Origin of the sequence: Micromonospora sp. LH3U1 (assembly GCF_028475105.1) — a bacterium.
In the GTDB taxonomy this organism is placed as follows: domain Bacteria; phylum Actinomycetota; class Actinomycetes; order Mycobacteriales; family Micromonosporaceae; genus Micromonospora.
This window is the reverse complement of record NZ_CP116936.1, coordinates 5,537,025-5,555,389: the sequence shown is the minus strand read 5'-3', so window position 1 is coordinate 5,555,389 and position 18,365 is coordinate 5,537,025. Positions and strand designations below refer to the sequence as shown.

Below are 18,365 nucleotides of genomic sequence, written 5' to 3'. Positions count from 1 at the left end.
TGCCTCGGGCCGACGGCCCGGCGGAACAGCACTGCCGTACGTCGACTGACTTGGAGACGAGATGCTGTTGACCCAACCGGATGTGCTCACCCTCGTCCAGCAGGCCGCCGGCCGGTGGGCAGACCAACTGATCGACTTCGGCCCGCGCAATACGCTGCTCTATTCCAAGGAGCGGCAAGCCACCACGCTCGATCTCGCAGAGGCGGCTGCCGACGGGGTCGCCGGGCTGCTTCGGGGCCAGAAGGTTCGCCTGCGGACACTGTTCCCGGACCAAGACCGCCACAGCACCGCCTGCAACACTGCCCGCAGTCTTCGCCGGAAACTTGTCGAGCTGGAGGAGGAGCAGGGCATCCAGGCCGGGTGGGTGACTCGCGGTCTGCTCTGCATGGTCGGCTCGTACACCCGCGGGTCCGTTCCGATGCAACCGCTGCGCGCGCCACTGATCCTGCAGCAGTTGGCGCTGGACACCCGGACGGCGACCGAGAGCGATTTCACGCTGGAGCTGTCCGAGTCACCCGAAATCAATCCCGTCCTCCTGTACGCACTGGAGCGGCAGTACGGCGTGGAGGCAGACGTCAACGCCCTCGGCGACAAGCTGAACGCGATGCTGACCGAGATCGTTGACCCGGACCAGCAGTTGAGCGCCGCCTACGAGCTCATCTCCAAAGCTGTGGCGCCGAGTGGCCTGTCTCTTCGGCTCGAGCCTGCGGTGCTCGCCGGTGTCTTCAGTTTCGACAAGTTGGCGATGGTGAAGGATCTGCGCAGCTCCGCCGAGCTGCTGGCATCGCACTCGGTGATCGGTGCGATGGCGGGCGACCGCGACGCTCGGCAGCAGTTGCGCACCCAGCCAGCTCATGGGCCTAGCTCCAGCGCCGACCGGATCGATCCGGCCAAGGAGTTCTTGGTCCACGACGCCGACTCGTCGCAGCAGGCGGCGATCGACGCGGTGCTATCCGGTCGGAATGTGGTCATCGAGGGCCCGCCCGGCACCGGAAAGAGCCAGACGATCGCGAACATCATCGCGTACATGGCCGCGATGGGTCGCAGCGTGCTGTTCGTCTCCGAGAAGCGGGCCGCAATCGAAGCGGTTATGAACCGCCTCGGCGATGTCGGGCTCGACAATCTGGTGTTCGACCTGCACGAGCGAAAAATCAACAAGCGTCAGGTCGCACAGCGCATCGCCAACGTCCTGGCTCAGGCCGGCGCCGAGCCGCCGGTGGAAACGACCGAGCTGCATCGGCGACTACACGGCCGGCGGGCTGCGGCACAGCGGCACCCAGTCGAGCTGCACGAGGTGCGGCAGCCCTGGGGGATGAGCGCTTTCCAGGTGATCGAGCAAATGCTCGCCCTACCCTCGTATGACGTGAGTGGATACAACCTGCGCTCATCCGAGCTGCGAAACCTCGATCGGTCGGTGATCGAGTCCGCGCGGGACGACCTCCGGATGTTCGTGGATCGTGGCGGCCTGCGGATTTGGCGTAGGGAGTCGCCATGGGCGAATGCCGCGATCCACACCCCGGACGACGTCAGGAAGGTGCTGGTTCATCTGGAGGGACTCGCGGCCGGTGCCCTTCAGGGTGCGCAGCGGCAGATCCGGGAGTTGGTCGACGGGGCCGGGCTGGACGTACCCGATGACCTCGCCGCCTGGACCAACCTGTTCGACCTGCTCAGCGAAGTCGAGCGCACCATCGGCGGCTACGGCGAGCAGGTGTTCGGCCCGGATCTGGACGACTACGTCTACGCGACGGCCCCAGGGCGTTCCCGGCCCCGTCGGCCCGAACCGATCGGGCTCTTCCGTCGGTTTCAGTTGCGCCGTGAGCTGCGGCGGACCTGTCCAGCCGCTCCCCGGAAGCGATCCGAGATGTACGAGGGCCTGCTCGCCGCAGTGGACCAGCGTGAGCGCTGGCGGAAGCTCAGCCGTCAGGACAGCGCACCCACCGCTCTGGCGGGTGCCAACCTCTGCATGTCGTCCTTCACGCGGGTGCGCAACCACCTCGCCGCAGTGGCGGCATGTGCCCGGATCGACGGTCTCGACCGTGGATCGACCGCCATCGCGGCGAACGCACTCGCCGAGTTGAATGCCGACCGCGAAACGCTGTTTCTGATGCCCGACCTGAACAAGCAGCAGCAGATCTTTCGGTCGCTGGGCTTGACCCACCTGCTCGATGACCTGGCCAGGCGGCACGTCCAGAGCGATGAAGCAGCCGATACCTTACTGCGTGCCTGGTTGCAGGTGGTCCTCGACGAGATGCGCATGCGGGTCCCGTACCTCGGTCAGTTCGTGGGACAGCAGCACGGTGCGGTGGTCGAGGACTACCGTGCCGCGGACAGCCGGCACATCGAGATGGCAGCCCGCCGCGTCCGACGCAACGTGGCCGTGAACCTACGCAAGACCCGGGATGCGCATCCCGACCAGAATGACCTCGTCCGGCGGGAGGCCGCCAAGAAGCGGGGACACCTGCCCCTGCGGAAGCTGCTCGGCAGCGCCCCGGAGGTGCTACTCGCTGCGTTTCCGTGCTGGGCCATGTCGCCACTCGTGGTCAGCCGGATCCTGCCGGCCACGCAATCATTCGACGTGGTTGTCTTCGACGAGGCGAGTCAGATCGAGCCGCACGACGCGGTCGCCTCGATCATGCGAGGCGCGCAACTCGTGGTGGCTGGTGACCCCAAGCAACTCCCGCCCACACCGTTCTTCCGACGCCTCGTCCAGCAGACCCCAACAGGTGAGGACGAGGATCCTGGCGACGAGAGCCTTGAGGACTACGAGTCTGTTCTTGACGTCCTCAGCGGCATGCTCTCGGACCGGTACCGCTTGACCTGGCACTACCGCAGTCGCGATGAGCGGCTGATCGCGTTCTCAAACATCGAGATCTACGACCGATCGCTCGTGACATTCCCCGGCGTGCAGGTCGACAGCCCGCTGCGCCTGGAGACGGTGGACGGTCGCGTCTCTCCCGGGCAGAGCGGCTCCTCGACTGAAGAAGTCAACCGGGCTGTCGAGCTCATCCTCGAGCACGCCGAGCAGCGACCGAACGAGAGCCTCGGCGTCATCACCATGGGGCAGAAACATGCTCTGCGCATCGAGGGAACGCTCCGCAGCCGCCGCCGCGAGCAGGAGCACCTCGACGACTTCTTCTCGCAGGACCAGGCAGCGAGTCAGCGCTTCTTCATCAAGAGCCTGGAGAACGTCCAGGGCGATGAGCGGGACGCCATCATTCTGAGCATCGGCTACGCCAAGACCCAAGATGGCCGCCTTCCGCTTCGTTTCGGACCACTCAATCAGGATGGCGGCGAACGGCGTCTCAACGTCGCGGTCACCCGCGCGCGGCGTCGGATGACTGTCGTCAGCGCCTTTTCGCACCACGACATGGACCCAAACCAGACCGCAGCGACGAGGAACCGTGGGCCGGAGCTGCTCCGCCGCTACCTGGAGTTCGTCGATCTCGGCGGCGACGTCGGCGGGCGACAGCACACCGGGGTCGACCTCAACGGCCTCGAACGCAGCGTGCTGAGGGCAATTCAGCAAGAGGGCATCAACGCGGTGCCGCAGTGGGGCGTCTCCGGTTACCGCATCGACCTGGCACTCGCTCACCCGGATCAACCCGGCCGCATGGTGCTCGCCGTCGAAACCGACGGACACTCGTACCACGAAGCACATAGCGCCCGGGATCGTGATCGGCTGCGTCAGCAGCACCTGGAACGGCTCGGATGGGAGTTTCACCGGATCTGGTCGACTGACTGGTACGTCGACCCAGCAGGCCAGACGGCCCGGCTCGTGGCGAGATGGAAGCAGGCGGTCGATCGTGCTGACCGCGCCACGAAGGCTCCGCCCGCGCCAACGGCTCCGCCGCGAGTCAACCAGCGACCGTCGCCCCCGGCGTCGCGTCGTGGCCCACGCCCTCAGGTACCGATCGGACTCAAGATCACCGATTACACGCGGGACCAACTGGTGCGAATCTGCACCTGGCTGGTGAGCGACCAGCTTCAGCGCGACCGGGATGAGCGCCTGCAGGAAGCCATGACTGAACTCGGGTTCCGCAAGCGGGGCTCGATCATCCTCCAACGTCTGACCGAAGCACTCGACATCGCGCAGCAGCGCGCCGACCGGGAGGTGTATTGATGCTCGCCCTCGACCTGCTCACTCTGGAACGAGTGGCTCGCCTGATCTGCGACGTCGACGGTCCGTACGAGCGGACCGGATCACAGGTCGAGCGGTTCTTGCACCGGGTCCGGTGGCCTGGCAATCCGCAGTACGACGGCTCGCCGCGAGTGCCCTGGCTCATCGAGGTGCTGATCTCCAACGTCGACGACGACGCCGCCGCGCTCAACCGGTTGCTGTGCCGCATCTGTGATCCGCTCGAGTACGACGGCGGTGTCGAAGCCGCAGAGCCAATCGCGCAGGAGCTGAATCGCATCCTGGCTCCCGAGCAGCTCACCATCACGTATGTCGGTGGGCGCCCGGTGCTCGGCCAGCTCAGCCAATCCGGCGACACGCCCCTGTATGGGCCACCGCCCGACCTTCACGAGCGAGTGCGACGACTCACCGCGAACAGCAAGGCCGCTGATATCGAGATCCTCATGGCCCGCGCCGACGAGGCATCGATCTGCCAGAACAACGGTGCTTACGCTCTGGCGATCATCGGAATCGGTAGTTTCGTTGAAGGGCTGCTGCACGTCGTGGTGACCGGCCGCGACGAGAACGTCCGCAGCAATGGACTCGCAGGCCGTAACGGTCGGAGGATCCCGGCCGAACGCGCCGGCCTGCAACTCCTGCTCGAATACGCACATCAGCAGAAGTGGGTCCAGACCGACGCCAAGGACTTTATGGAAAAGGTGCGGGACTACCGCAACTTCGTCCACCCCCGGCACCAGATCGAATACGGGCTCGTGCCCGACCTGGACACGGTGCGGATGTGTTGGGCGCCTGTACACGCTCTTCTCAACGACCTGGAATCCGCGCCCTGATCGCAGCCTCCACCAAGGCCAATCAGCAAGCGGTTCGACCCCTCCTTGTCCAGATGCCGCCCTCGACCCCCTCCGCTACCACCACCTCCGAATCAGGTGCTCGAGTAGGGGCCGAGGGCCGCATCGAGCGAGTACGGCGAGGCCTCCGGCTGCGCCCCTCGCCGAAACCCCTCGGGACGGCACAAGTGCTCGGATTCAGGTCGGTGTTTACGACCCATCACGAACGGAACCGTCTGCTACCGCTGGTACGAGAACAACTCGACCGGTGGATCGCGGACCCCAAGGGCTGGGATCCGTCCGCGCTCCAGGGAAACCGGTGGGCCACCATCGGCGACAACGTCAGGGCGCTTCTCCTGCAGCACCAAGGACAGGATGGCTCGACGTCAGCCCGCGTACGGATCGTCGAGACGAAGCCGGACGGCCGGTGGATCACCCAGCTGACCGTACATGTGCCTAACGCGAGGGAGCGTGCGGCGTGGGCCTGGGTCGACATCGAGTCTCCCGACCCCGATAGTGAGGACCCGCGCAGCCGCCCACGCCGCGCCGGCACCCCCCGCTTTCTTGCCCCGACTCTCGAGATCATCGACGCCTGGGACGGTGCCGCCCGCCTCACGACGCGGCCAATCGTCATCCGCGGCGACGAAGTCGCCGAGGTCTACCGAGCGCTCATCGACACGGACCGGCGAGGTGTCGTCTTCGTCGCAGGCAACGACGACTCGCTGCCGTCAGTCCCGTGGACGAACCGGATCGCGACGTTGACCCGGTTCACCACGGGCGTGGCCTCTTGCTACGTGCTCGATGGCGAGGCCACGCAGTTGCTCAACGACCGGCTCGGCCAGGCCCACGTTGTATTGCCCGGCCGGCTACGTACCTATCGCTCGCAGGTTCAGCCGGACTCGGTCGTCGACGGACTACGGCACCGGGTCCTGAGCGCCGAACGGATCGCCGACGACGGCGAACAGGCCCGGCTCGCACGAGTCCTCGCCTCCAACGCCCAGCTTCAGGCTCTCGAACAGCCGTTGCACGCATCGGTGGCGCGGGTACATCGAATGCTGGAACGTATCGCCGACGACATGTTGGTCAACCGGCTCGGCGATGTGGGCCTGAAGCCGGCATCGCTCGTACCGTCGCAACCCCGGGCAACGGCTGCCGAGGTACCGATGAGTGATCATCGCCAGGACGACATCAACGTGCAGCAGGGCATGTTGCTCGACTACCTGAAGGTCAAGGTAGGGATTGATGATCTGACCGTCGACCGGGTCGACGAGATCGTGCGTTGGATCGAGGTTGGCAGATCCTCGCAGGAGGCACAGGAAGACATCGCGTCCCGACTGGCGCAGCTTCAGACCGAACTCGATGAGACGCAGAAGGCGCATCGCGACGTCAAATGGCAGCTGGACGATGAGCAGCTCGAGAACCGGGACAACGTCGACCTCCTGATCCGGTCCGAGGAGACCGTAAGGACGCTACGCGGCCGGCTGACCTCAATGGGGCAAGCCGAGGTGGCCTGGACGGCCCAGCCAGCCGAAGAAGACGTCGCCCGGCCGGACAGCTTCGGCGAGTTGCTCCGTTGGCTGCCGAAGCTCGAGCACGTCGCGTTCACCGGCGATCCTGACCACGCTGAATATCTCGACAGCAGAGACCCGCTAGGGACCTGGGCATCAAGGACATGGGATGCGTTGTTGGTGCTTCAGGACTACGCGGCCGCGAAGGCGGACGGGCGCTGGGACCGGGACGTGCACGGCTTCCTTGAACACACGCCGGATGGCTGCCACGAGTGGCCGACGCGACGGCACGCCCGCGACGAGAGCGAGGAGGTCCGGACCAACACGACGTTCCGGAAGCGGCGTGTGCTCCCCGTGCCAACTACCGTCGCGCAGGTGGGCAAGATCTTCATGGGAGCGCACTTCAAGATCGCTCAGTTCGCGATGATCAGCCCTCGGATGCACTACCACGATGACACGGCGCAGAGCGGTTGCATCTACGTCGGTTACATCGGCCGGCACCTACCGACCGGACAGACCAACTGACGGTGCCGATGTGACAGTGGATCGAGCCCCCAGCGCAGCTCGGCACACGGCCGCCTCCTGACCGTCAACGGTCTGCACCAGTCCGCAAGAGGTCGACGGACGGTGGGGAAGCGTTGAGAGATGTCGAGAGGCGTCTCTGCTGCCAGGCGCATAGGCCACCGGAGCGGGCAACTTGATGTCAGCAGTTACAGCTACCTCGCCGGCTGTGGCGGGTACGCCCGGCACCGGATCTACTACAAGTCGTTCGGTGATTACTACAAGCACCATGACTACGAGGTGGCGCCCTTCCACTGGCAGGCGGTCAAGGAGGGTTCGGTGCACCGCTACCGACGGCACGTCGGGGACACCCGCAACGGCAAGTACACCGGCTGACGACGCCGACGACGGCGGGTCCCTGCCACGTCCACCGTCACCCGGGCTGGCCGTGGCTCGTGTCCATTGCGCGACGAACAGACCGAGCCTGCTGGGCTGGAGATTTAGCCTGATTCGGTGATTTCGATGGTTGGCACGGGCGTACGCGTCAGGCTGCTCGGACCGGTGGAGGTGGTTGTCGCCGACAGTCCGCAGGCGGTGAACGGCCAGCGCCGCAAGGCGGTGCTGGCGACGTTGGCGCTGCATGCGGGCCGGGTGGTCAGCGTCGACCGGCTCATTGATGTGGTCTGGGGCGAGCGTCCACCGGCCACCGCGGCCAACACGTTGCAGCGCCACGTCTCCTATCTACGGGGGGTGCTCGGCGAGCCCGGCTCGATCGTGGCGCGCCAGCCCGGTTATGTGCTCAACACCGGGCCGGAGTCCACGGATGTGCAGGCCGTCGAGCGCCTCCTCGAACTGGCCCGACGGTCGGCGGACCGGACCGAGCAGGTGGATCATCTGACGGCTGCGGTGGCACTGTGGCGTGGACCGCCGCTGGCCGACGTGGCCGGGTCTGCCTGGCTTGAGGAGCAGGCGGAACACCTGGCACGCCTGCGGTTGGAGGTCGACCGAGCGCTCGCCGAGGCCCGGCTGTCCGTCGGCGAGCACTCTCGGCTCATCCCCGGGTTGGAACGGCTCGTCCGGCAGCACCCCTTCGACGAGCACCTGCACGCACAGCTGATGCTTGCCCTGTACCGCGACGGCCGACAGGGCGAAGCGGTCGCCACGTACCGGCGGCTGCGCGACACCCTTCGTGAAAACCTCGGCATCGACCCCAGTCCGCGGCTACGGGATCTAGAAAGCGCCATCCTGCGCCAGGACACCGCGATCGCCGCGCCCGCCCCGGCTGCGGCGGCACAGGTGGCGGTGGCGGCGCAGCTACCTCCCTCCGTACCGACGTTTACCGGGCGCGTCGCGGAACTCGTCGCCCTTGACGCGCTCGTCGACCGGGGCGGTGCCGTGGTGGTCTCCGGCACCGCGGGAGTCGGCAAGACCGCGCTTGCCGTGCATTGGGCGCACCGCGCCGCCGAGCGCTTCCCCGACGGGCAGCTCTACGTCAACCTGCGCGGCTTCGACCCGGCGGCCACACCGACCGAACCGGCGCGCGCGCTGCACGGGTTCCTGGAAGCGCTCGGCGTTCCGGCGGCACGGATGCCGAGCGAACCCGACATGATGGTGAGCCTGTACCGCACGGCGGTGGCCGGCAAGCGTCTGCTGGTGGTGCTGGACAACGCGCGCGACGCGGAACAGGTCCGGCCACTGCTGCCCGGCTCACCCGACTGCCTCGCGATCGTCACCAGCCGCGACCCACTCATCCCGCTGGTCGTCACCGAAAGCGCCCAGCCGGTGATCCTCGACCTGCTGAGCCCTGACGAAGCCCGCGACATGCTGGTCCGCCGGCTCGGGGCGCGCCAGGTCGCCGCCGAGCCCGCCGCAGCCGACGACATCGCCGACCGGTGCGCGCGGCTGCCCATCGCCCTGGCCATCGTCGCGGCCAGAGCCGCCACCAACCGGCACTTCTCGTTGGCCGCGGTCGCCGGTGAGCTGAGCGATCTGGACGCCTTCCACGGAGGCGACGAGGCCACCGACGTCCGGGCGGTATTCTCCTGGTCGTGCCGGACACTCAGCCCACCCGCGGTCCAGCTGTTCCGGCTGCTGAGCCTGCATCCCGGCCCGGACGTCTCCGCCCCGGCCGTGGCCAGCCTGGCCGGCGTCGCCCCGCAAACGATCAATCCTCTGCTCTCCGAGTTGACCCGGGCGAACCTCTTCACCGAGCACGCGTACGGGCGCTACGCGTTCCACGACCTGCTGCGCGCGTACGCCGTCAGCCTCGCCGACGAGGCTGAGTCACCGGCCGACCGCCGTGCCGCCGTCCACCGGCTGCTCGACCACTGCCTGCACACCGCACACGCCGCCGACCTCGCACTGCACCCGCACTTCAGCGAGATCAGCCTCTCGCCACCCCGGGCGGGCGTGACGCCTGAAAGCCCCAAGAGCCGGTCCGCCGCCGCGGCGTGGTTCGCCGCCGAGGTCCCCGTCCTGCTCGCCGCGGTGCCGCTTGCGGCCCGGTCCGGGTTCGAGGGCCACGCCTGGCAACTCGCCTGGACCATGGCCGGCTTCCTGCACCGGCAAGGGCACTGGCAGGACTGGCTCGGCACGCAACGCATCGCTCTGGCCGCCGCCTCCTACATCGGGGATCAGGCGGGGCAGGCACACGCGCACCGCAGTCTCGGTCTCGCCTGCTCCCGACTCCGCCGGTACGACGAGGCCGACGACCACCTGCGGCGCGCGCTCGACCTGTTCACTGACGTTGGCGACGACGCCGGGCGGGCACACACCTGCCTGAACCTTGGTCAGCTGGCGGAGCGGCAGGGCCAGCACCAGCAGGCGCTCCACCACTCTCGGCGGGCACTGAGCCTGTTCCGGCGAACTGGAAACCAGGCCGGGCAGGGGTACACCCTCAACGCGGTCGGTTGGCAGGAAGCGCTGCTCGGCAACTACCACCGTGCCCTCGAATCGTGCGGCGAGGCGCTGAGAATGCTCCAGGAGGTGGACGACGTCCAGGGACAGGCCGATACGTGGGACAGCCTCGGCCACGCCCATCACCAGCTCGGAGACGACCGGCGCGCGATCGCCTGCTATGAGCACGCACTCGAACTCTTCACCCAGGTCAACGACCGGTACGCCGAAGCGAGTACGTACGTCAATCTCGGCGGCAGCCACCGGGCCCTCGCCGACCTCGGTGCCACCCGCGCCGCGTGGTGCCGAGCCCTGACGATCCTCGACGAGCTCGGCGATGCCGACGCCGACTCGATCCGCTCCGACCTCGAACAGCTCGACGCCACTCGACTCCGCTGACGCACCCCGCTTTCAGCGCGGTTTCCGGGCCGCTTCAGCGCGGCCCGCCACTCTTCGGGCACCAGTTTCCTTCGCTAGGAATGGAGCGTTCGATGAGTCGCTTGGCACGCCGCCTCGCGGTGATCGGGGTGGTCAGCGGGACGGTGCTGGCCATGTCCTCCGCTGCCGTGGCCCAGACCGACAAGCCGCCGAAAAAAGGCACCGACTGTGTGGTCCAGTACGTCGACGACCGCGGTGGGATCGTCCATACCGAGACCGAGCCTGAGGGCCGGGTGCACGGCCAGTTCCGCTGTGTCGCCGGGCAGTGGACGTTCGCCTGGGAGCCCTTCGGAGCGGACGACATGATCACGGCCGACGAGGTCCAGATCAACCCGGCCGGCGCCGTGTCGGTCCGGCGGTTCACCGGCCCCGCGCTCGGCAACGACCTGACGGTGGGCGAGATCGCCGGCATCGCCCAGGCCGTCAGCGGCAGCCGAGAGGTGCTGATCGACCGCGCGATCGTGGCGGTTGACGACGGCAAGGAGCGGACCCCGGAGCAGGTCGAGGCGCTGCTGGCCGGCAAGGACAACACCGGCGTACGGGTGCTGGACATCATTGAGAAGCCGAACGCCGCCATGTCGACGAACGACGTCATCGACGAGGCCGGCGGCACACCCGAGTCGACCGTCGTCTACTTCAGCCTCTGGGGCGCGATCAAGTCGGTGTTCGCCTGGATCGTGGACACGATCGGCGACATCGGTGAGTGGATCGACGACCACTGCGACCTGGGGTCCCCAAACGACGTGGGCGACGTGGTCACGTGTCGTTGGTAGCCCGTCCGACCCCGCCGACACCGACCACCGAGATGAGGACAGGATGACAGCTCTGCGGGACATCACCAGGCGCGCCACCATCGTCACGACCGCCCTGATCGTCGGGCTGACAGCTTCGTACGCCCCGTCGCAGGCCGCCGACGGTGAGGCCCGGACGACGATCACCGACCATTCCGGTGCTCCGGGGACGATGCTTCAACGGTTCGAGGACCTGACCGGCCGGCCCGTCGGCGACCTGGACAAGGTGCTGGCCGTCGACACCGGCGGGCGGAACCTCACCGGCGACCAACTCGAAGCGCTCGCCACCGGTAAAGAGGTCGACGGTGTCAAGGTCGTCGGCACGATTCCGGGCAACCGGGACGTCCTCGGCACGACCATGGCCGACCTCGCCGACGGGGTGTACGACGGCAGAGGTGACAGCGGGACAGCGACGTCCCTGCTCTTCGCCTCGTCCACCCCCGACGGCCGGGATTGGTGCCTGACCATGTGCATCGCCGGGGGCAAATCCGTCTGGGAATGCATCCTGTCGCGTCGAAACCCGGACCAGATCTTCACCCTCACCCTCGCTGGCGACACCACGGTGGGCGGGACGAAGGCTGCCTTCGAGAAGGCCAATGGTGTCGCCGTCGGCGGCCCGTACACCGTGGAGACGCTGATCGGCGACGGCGAACCCTCGGCGGAAGAGATCAAGATGCTCCTCGACGGCAAGGACATCGAGTCGCTGCGCCGGGTGGCGACCCTGGACGGACCGGACCCCGGGTGGGCGCTGGCCGACATCGCCGAGAAGTCCGCCGTTGTGTACGCGAAGACCAAGGGCCACCTCTTCACCCTCAACCTTCCGATCCTCGGCAAGATCCTCGTGTTCTGCGTCTCGCAGAATGGCGGGAAGACCTGGAAATGCTCGGCCCAACAATGGGGCGGGTTCTAGCCGGTTAGGCCGCTGACGATCCCGCTCCGCAGCGACCTCCCCGGTCGACGCGGAGCGGGATTCCACGCTTTCGGCGGACCATCCCAAGCCCGCATCAACGACCTCATCGCGGACGGGATGCGCGACGGGAACGAGGGCATCAGGCCGGCGGCAGGATCGATCACTGCATGCTCCGATGCCATTGCGACAGCCTAGGGTTGGCGCGCGCTTCGTCAGGAAGCGGCCGCGAGGCTCTTCGTTCGGTTCGCGCCGATGCGGTGGCGGCGGACCGGGTACAGCGTCGGGTGGGAGATCCCCCAGGCCGCGCCCCTGCAGACGACCTCCTTGTAGCGGGCCGCCAGCTTCCCGGTGAGCAGGGACGGCTTGGCCCGGTCGTCGGCGGTCACGTACTGGATGATGCCGTCGCGGCGGCCGAGGCTGATGCACTGGTTGTAGTAGCGCAGCGAGGCCTTGGGGATCTTCCGACCGGTCAGGCGCCCGGCGATGGCGTCGGCGGCCTGCCAGGCCATCGGGACCCCCGAGGCGCAGGACATCCGCAGTGGCTTGCCGCCCGGCCCCTCGGCGAGTGCGGCGTCGCCCACCGCGTACACCTCGGGGTGTGAGACCGAGCGCATCGTGGCGTCGACGATGATCTGCCCGGTCTCCGCGACCGCCAGGGTCGTGGCGGCGGCGATCGGGTGGACGGCGAAGCCGGTCGTCCAGACCGTCACCTGGGCCGGGATCTCCCGGTCGTCGGCGGTGACCGCACCGGTCGCCTCGACCCGCACGATGTCGGCGTGCTCGTGGACGGTGATGCCGAGCCGGTCGCAGACGCCGCGCAGGTGCTGCTGCGCCTTCTCGTTGAGCCAGTCGCCGAGGCCGCCGCGGGTGGCGATCGCGACGTCGAGGTCCGGCCGGGCCTCGGCGATCTCGGTGACCGCTTCGAGGCCGGTGAGGCCGCCGCCGCCGACGAGCACGGTCCCGCCGGCCGCGAGCTGGTCGAGGCGGTCGCGCAACCGAAGCGCCGAGGGCCTGCCTGCCATGTCGTACGCGTGCTCGACGGCGCCGGGGACGCCGTGGTCCGCGGACGTGCTGCCGAGGGCGTAGACGAGCGTGTCGTACGCGATCTCGTCGGTGCCCTGCTCGTCGACGAGCGCGACGGCCCTGCGGTCGGTGTCGACGGCGGTGACCCGTGCCAGTCGTAGCTGCACTCCCGTGCCCGCGTAGACGTCGCTCAGCGTTCGGCGCTGGAGGTCCTGTCCGGTCGCGAGCTGGTGCATGCGGACCCGCTCGACGAAATCAGCGTCGGCGTTGACGATGGTGATCTCGGTGTCTCCCGGGTGGAGTCGCCTGGCGAGGCGCCCGGCGGCGATGGTCCCGGCGTATCCGGCCCCGAGGACGACGATGCGGTGCTTCATGGTGGCACTCCTGTCTCGGTGGTGGTCGCTTCCTGAACCGGACAGCGACGCGATTCCTGACAGAAGTGGGCTATGACCTGGGTCACCAGGCATGGAGCAGGGGTTCCCCATGGTCGGAGGCGGCCCACTGGCGCGTGGCCCGTACGAGCTTGTCGGGGTTGACCTGGCTCTGGACGGCCGTGACACCCTCCGCCGTCACCTCCAGGGACATGACGCCGAAGACCTGGCCGCCGATCACGACAACCACGGCAGGGCCGCCGTTGACGACTTCGGCGTAGAAGGCGGGGCTGCCGCCCGCGACGTTCCGCTTGACGTCGGTCGGCTTGAACAGGCCGCGCAGGAACCTCGCCACCGCCAGCGCGCCGACGACCGGCGTGGTCCGGGCCGGGATCTTGCCGCCGCCGTCGCCGGTGCTCGTCACGTCGTCGCTCAACAACTCGACCAGTCGGTTGATCTCCCCGCTGGTGGCGGCGGCCAGGAACTCCGCGACGATCCTCCGCGCGGCGGCCTCGTCGACCTCCGCGCGGGCACGGTCGCCGGCGACATGCTGTTTGGCGCGCCGGTAGGTCTGCTGGCAGCTCGACTCGGTGACGCCGAGGATCTCCGCGATCTCACCGTGCGAGTAGCCGAAGGCTTCCCGCAGCACGTACACCACCCGCTCCTTGGCCGACAGCCGCTCCATGAGGGTGAGTACCGCTATCGAGACCGATTCGCGCTGCTCGACGGTGTCGACCGGGCCGAGCATCCGGTCTCCGGCGAGGATCGGCTCGGGCAGCCACGTGCCCACATAGGTCTCCCGCCGGGCCCGTGCGGAGGTCAACTGGTTGAGGCACAGGTTGGTGAGCACCTTCGTCAGCCACGCCTCGGGCGTCTCGACGCGCTCCCGGTCGGCGGCCTGCCAGCGCAGGAACGCGTCCTGGACGGCGTCCTCAGCGTCGCTCGCCGAGCCCAGCAGGCGATAGGCGATCGCCTCCAGGCGAGCCCTGGAGTGCTCGAACAGCTCGACGTCGTCCGGACTGAGCGGCATGGTTCGACAGTATCCACGCGAACGGCGAACGGTTCAGAGTCGACTCGTGCTCGGTGGGGAAACCCGGCTCGGGTCCCGTCGACCCACGTGGATGAGCAGCCCCACCACCAGCAGCAGCACGAGCGACAGCGGCACCAGCAGGGGAGCGAGGGCCCGCCAGACCGGCCACACCGGCTCAGCCAACCCATCCAGGATCAGGCCACGCCAGGTGAGGGCGACGCCCGGAAGGAGAACGATCGTCACCAGCGTGCCAACCAACCTGGGTACGGGTGGACGTTGCCGTCCCACCAGCCAGAACAGCGCCGCACCAACCGCCGCACCAAGGACGGTGGCAGCGACCGTGATGGCGACGTATCCGTCGGGCGCAGTTGGCGCGAAGCTCAGTATCGCCCTGCGGTCGCCCTGGGTGAGCGTGGCCGTCAGCCCGTCCCGCTCGGCCCGCCAGCCATCGCATGGCGTGCCCGATACCCGGTGACCGCCCTGCCACCCCAGCGACGTGGCGTTGCGTCGTACCGATTCGACGTGCGCGCAGTCGGCGGTGTCGCGGTAGTAGAACACCGCGAACGCTGAGCCGAAGTCGTCGGGGGCCAGGAAGCCGTACAGGTAGCTACGGCCGATGTTCGACTCGGTTGGTTCGGTGCCGGGGAACAGCTCTGCCGCCATGCTCTGCGCTCGGTCGGTGTCGAACGGCGCTGTGCCGCGGCCGCCGTACCAGGAGCCGAGGCTCAGGCCGACCGTGCCGACCAGCACTGCGCCGAGCAGCACCATCGCGACCTGCCGTAGTCGATGTCTCACCGAAGGACCCCTTTTCGTGGTGCGGGGGAGCGTAGCGCGAGCGAACCAGCTGGCGATTCTGGTTCAGTTCACGGGAACATAGCCACTCGCGGAGTGGACCAGCAGCCGGAAGCCCATCGGTACCCGTTGGTGACGAGGCAGTCCGAGCACCGCGTAGTCGACCGCGAGGTCATCGAAGAACAGCCCACCATCGGGGGCCATCTCCACGTCCGGGATCGTGATCGTGACGAAGACCGGCAGCTCCGTGCCCGCCGGCACTGTGGTCGACCGGAACGGTGTCGCGCTACCCGGGTCGAACAGGGCGGCGGTGGCCTCGTCGGCATGATTGACCGCCAGGCGTGCGATCGTGAATATGTGCTGGTCCACTGGACCGTCATCGACCGCGATGCCGGTGAGCGTGACCGGCCACGGACCGGGATTGTGGATGGTCGCGCCGAACGTGATCTGCCGGCCGGGATCGAAGGCGAATCGCACCTCCGTCGTCGGCCCCTCGGTACGGGACTTCGCGTCGGCCCCGTGCCACCACGAGTTGCCGTGGTCGAGGCGATGGCGGGTGGTGGTCGACAGGTACCCGGCGCACAGTGCGACAGCCAGAGTCGCGGCGACCAGGAGCCGGCGACGGCGCATCACAGAGAGCCCTGCGCAGGGACGCACAGCGGCGTCAACGTCATGAGGCGCACGCTACAGCGCAGCGCTGCCTGCCCGTACCGACCGTCGGCTGATTACTCGATGACCAGTAGTTGTCGAGGGCGGAGTGGTCGTACCCTTGCTGCGGTGATGTCCGACCCCCTGCGCCGCGCCCTCACCGCGTCGGGAGACCCGCCGCTACGGCCCCTCCCTGACCAGGTCGTGGCCCTGCTGGAGACTCTGCAGGCGCCGCCGCGCCTGGCCGCGCACCTGCGGGCCGTGCACGACGTCGCCGCGCAGCTCACCGAGGCGATGGCGGATCGGTTCCCGCAGCTCCCGTTCAATCGCGAGGCGGTGCTCTTCGGCGCCGCCACCCACGACATCGGCAAGGTCCGGCATCCGGAGGAGCTGTCCGGTCCCGGCTCCGCACACGAGCCCGCCGGCTACGACCTGCTGCTACGGCACGGTGTCGTCGAATCGCTGGCCCGGTTCGCGCGGAATCACGCGTCCTGGCAGCAGGACGGCATCGGCGTCGACGACCTGCTGGTCAGCGTGGCCGACAAGGTGTGGAAGGGGAAGCGGGTCACCGACCTGGAAGGGCTGCTCGTGGACTGCCTTGCCGACGCCACCGGCCGCGAGCGGTGGTCGGTGTTTCTGGACCTGGACGACATCCTCGACCGGATCGCCGCCGACGCGGACCGCAGGCTCGCGTTCCAGGCAACCCATCCGGTACGCGACAAGTGACGGTTAACTCTTCAGCGGGTCGCTGGACCCCGTCCTGCCGTCCGGTGGGCGTTCCTGAGTGTCAGCGGGCGACGGGACACAGCGGCCACGGCCGTCAGGCAGATCACGGCCGCGGCGATGAGCGGTGGGCGGGCGCCGAGGTGGACAGCCGCGGAGCCGACGGGGATCGCCAGCACGAGAGGTCCGAACATCGCGGTGTTGGCCGTCGCGGAGACCCGGCCCAGCAGCGCCGCCGGTGTGTGCGTCTGCACAGCGGTTACCGCCGCGACCAGGGTCCAGGGCAGGCCGACGCCGGCGACCACCGCGCCGACCACCGTGGCCGGCACCCACGGCAGGCAACGTGCCAGGCAGCCGACCGCGAACAGCACCGTCCCGGCGACGCCGACAGCAACGGGACCCTGTCGGGCGATGAGCCGGCCCACGATCAGGCCACCGACGATGGAACCGGCCCCCTGCGCGCTGGCCAGCACACCCAGAAACGTCGTCGGTAGGCGCAGGTCCGTGACGACGATCGCGTAGATCGCCGCAGTCGTGAAACCGGACATGGCAATCGACACGGCCGCGAGCACGATCGGCACACCCGTCACTCGCTGTTCAAACACGACAGACATTGCGGTACGCAGGCCGCCGCGCCGCTGTGTCGGCTGGTCGGGTGGCGTCCGGTTCAGACGCACCGCCGCGTACAGAATGGCGACCAGGACCGGCATGGCCGCGCTGAGGACGACGACCGCGTGGCCGCCACGCCATGCGTAGAGGCCCGCCCCGGCCAGGGGAGCGACGAGCTTCATGCCCTCCTGCGCGCTTGAGCGCCACCCGTTGACGTCGCCGAGTTCCGTCGGCGACAACGCGGACGGCAGCAGCGCCGTCTCGCCGGCGTCGATCAGCACGTAGCTGACGCCGTAGGCACCGGAGACGGCGAAGATGAGCCAGGTCTGCCCCGGACCCCGTACCGCGAAGAGTGCCAGCAGGGTGGCGGCCAACATGAGGTTGACGGCGATGACCAGGGGGCGGCGGGGCGCCCGGTCGAGCAGGCCGCCCAGCCACGGACCGGCGAGGACCGGCGTGTACACGCAGAGCCCGGCGAGTGCCGCGAGGCCGGTGGAACCGGTGAGGTCCAGGATCCAGATGCCAGCCACCAGGGACATGGCGCTGCCGCCGAAGCCGGACAGCAGTGAGATCGCCACGAACAGTCCGGCGTTGCGACGCATGAGCTCTCCAGATTGAGTCGGGTTGACTCATATCCTCAAGCTTGCGCCTGGTGCAGGCAATGCTGCTGCATGCCTGTCAATCATCGATTGACAATGCAGTGCGGATCTTCGCTGCGGTGGCGCGGACGGGCGCCGGCAGCCGCTCGCCCGCTTCGGCGAGATCGGTGGCGAGATGCAGGGCCAACGCGTACAGCGAGCCCGGGGCGGCATCCAGTGCCGCCTGCACCGTGCTCCGCACCAGCGCCGCTCGACGAAACCGCTTGTCCCATCGTCGGTCCGCGGCGATCCACCGCCCGAGGTCGGCGACGGCGGTCCGCAGCGCCGCAATCCTCGGTGCGAAGTCGAGATCGAGGTGCTGTCGTCGCGACCATCGCGCCGTCACCAGGCGCTGCCGGCGCTGCTCCGCGGCCTGCCGGCTGCCGAGGCCCAGCGCCGTCGCGATCTGCGCCCACGTCGCGCCTTCGTGGCGCGCCCGGTCGATGAGCTCCAGCTCCCGCTCGTCCAGCCGGGCGCGGGCGGCGCGAACGTCCGCCAACTGAGCCAGCTCCGACGTCACGTGTCA

The 18,365-nt window shown here is 68.4% G+C and carries 14 protein-coding genes; 8 read left to right on the top strand and 6 right to left on the bottom strand.

The annotated features are described in order from the left end of the window. Positions 1-61: 61 nt before the first annotated feature. From PCA76_RS25365 to PCA76_RS25335, 7 genes are all read left to right on the top strand, one after another. Positions 62-4,120: an AAA domain-containing protein gene (locus PCA76_RS25365; protein WP_272612942.1), complete on the top strand. Its 4,059-nt coding sequence runs from the start codon at positions 62-64 to the stop codon at positions 4,118-4,120. Next, complete coding sequence (locus tag PCA76_RS25360) at positions 4,120-4,965, top strand: hypothetical protein (RefSeq protein WP_272612941.1); 846 nt, start codon at positions 4,120-4,122, stop codon at positions 4,963-4,965. Before PCA76_RS25365 ends, PCA76_RS25360 begins: the two co-directional genes overlap by 1 nt. Before the next feature lie 203 nt (positions 4,966-5,168). Further along, entirely contained in the window at positions 5,169-6,995 is a 1,827-nt protein-coding gene (locus PCA76_RS25355) for a hypothetical protein (RefSeq protein ID WP_272612940.1), read from the top strand. Positions 6,996-7,115: 120 nt separating this feature from the next. Continuing rightward, entirely contained in the window at positions 7,116-7,367 is a 252-nt protein-coding gene (locus PCA76_RS25350; RefSeq protein WP_272612939.1) for a hypothetical protein, read from the top strand. Between the two features lie 126 nt (positions 7,368-7,493). Next, positions 7,494-10,265 carry an AfsR/SARP family transcriptional regulator gene (locus PCA76_RS25345; protein WP_272619608.1) on the top strand — a complete coding sequence of 924 codons (2,772 nt, stop codon included), beginning with the start codon at positions 7,494-7,496 and terminating at the stop codon, positions 10,263-10,265. Positions 10,266-10,357: 92 nt separating this feature from the next. Further along, positions 10,358-11,077, top strand: coding sequence for a hypothetical protein (locus PCA76_RS25340; protein WP_272612938.1), 720 nt, complete (start codon positions 10,358-10,360; stop codon positions 11,075-11,077). 43 nt (positions 11,078-11,120) lie between these two features. Continuing rightward, positions 11,121-12,005, top strand: a complete 885-nt coding sequence (locus PCA76_RS25335; protein ID WP_272612937.1) for a hypothetical protein — start codon at positions 11,121-11,123, stop codon at positions 12,003-12,005. Between the two features lie 212 nt (positions 12,006-12,217). On the opposite strand, the gene PCA76_RS25330 is transcribed toward PCA76_RS25335, so the two are convergent. The 4 genes from PCA76_RS25330 to PCA76_RS25315 form a co-directional block, all read right to left on the bottom strand. Then, a complete protein-coding gene (locus PCA76_RS25330) occupies positions 12,218-13,402 on the bottom strand; it encodes an NAD(P)/FAD-dependent oxidoreductase (RefSeq protein ID WP_272612936.1) in 1,185 nt (394 codons plus the stop codon). Between the two features lie 82 nt (positions 13,403-13,484). After that, complete coding sequence (gene sigJ / locus PCA76_RS25325) at positions 13,485-14,429, bottom strand: RNA polymerase sigma factor SigJ (protein WP_272612935.1); 945 nt, start codon at positions 14,427-14,429, stop codon at positions 13,485-13,487. Positions 14,430-14,462: 33 nt separating this feature from the next. Further along, on the bottom strand, positions 14,463-15,224 hold the full coding sequence (locus PCA76_RS25320; protein WP_272612934.1) for a hypothetical protein: 762 nt from the start codon (positions 15,222-15,224) through the stop codon (positions 14,463-14,465). A 63-nt stretch (positions 15,225-15,287) separates the two neighbouring features. Continuing rightward, positions 15,288-15,851 carry a hypothetical protein gene (locus tag PCA76_RS25315; RefSeq protein WP_272612933.1) on the bottom strand — a complete coding sequence of 188 codons (564 nt, stop codon included), beginning with the start codon at positions 15,849-15,851 and terminating at the stop codon, positions 15,288-15,290. Positions 15,852-16,001: 150 nt separating this feature from the next. Here PCA76_RS25315 and PCA76_RS25310 point away from each other — a divergent pair, with 150 nt between their 5' ends. Beyond that, positions 16,002-16,595, top strand: a complete 594-nt coding sequence (locus PCA76_RS25310; protein WP_442930160.1) for an HD domain-containing protein — start codon at positions 16,002-16,004, stop codon at positions 16,593-16,595. Between the two features lie 11 nt (positions 16,596-16,606). On the opposite strand, the gene PCA76_RS25305 is transcribed toward PCA76_RS25310, so the two are convergent. Then, on the bottom strand, positions 16,607-17,803 hold the full coding sequence (locus PCA76_RS25305) for an MFS transporter (protein ID WP_272612931.1): 1,197 nt from the start codon (positions 17,801-17,803) through the stop codon (positions 16,607-16,609). Positions 17,804-17,879: 76 nt separating this feature from the next. After that, a complete protein-coding gene (locus PCA76_RS25300) occupies positions 17,880-18,359 on the bottom strand; it encodes a hypothetical protein (RefSeq protein WP_272612930.1) in 480 nt (159 codons plus the stop codon). Positions 18,360-18,365: the final 6 nt, after the last annotated feature.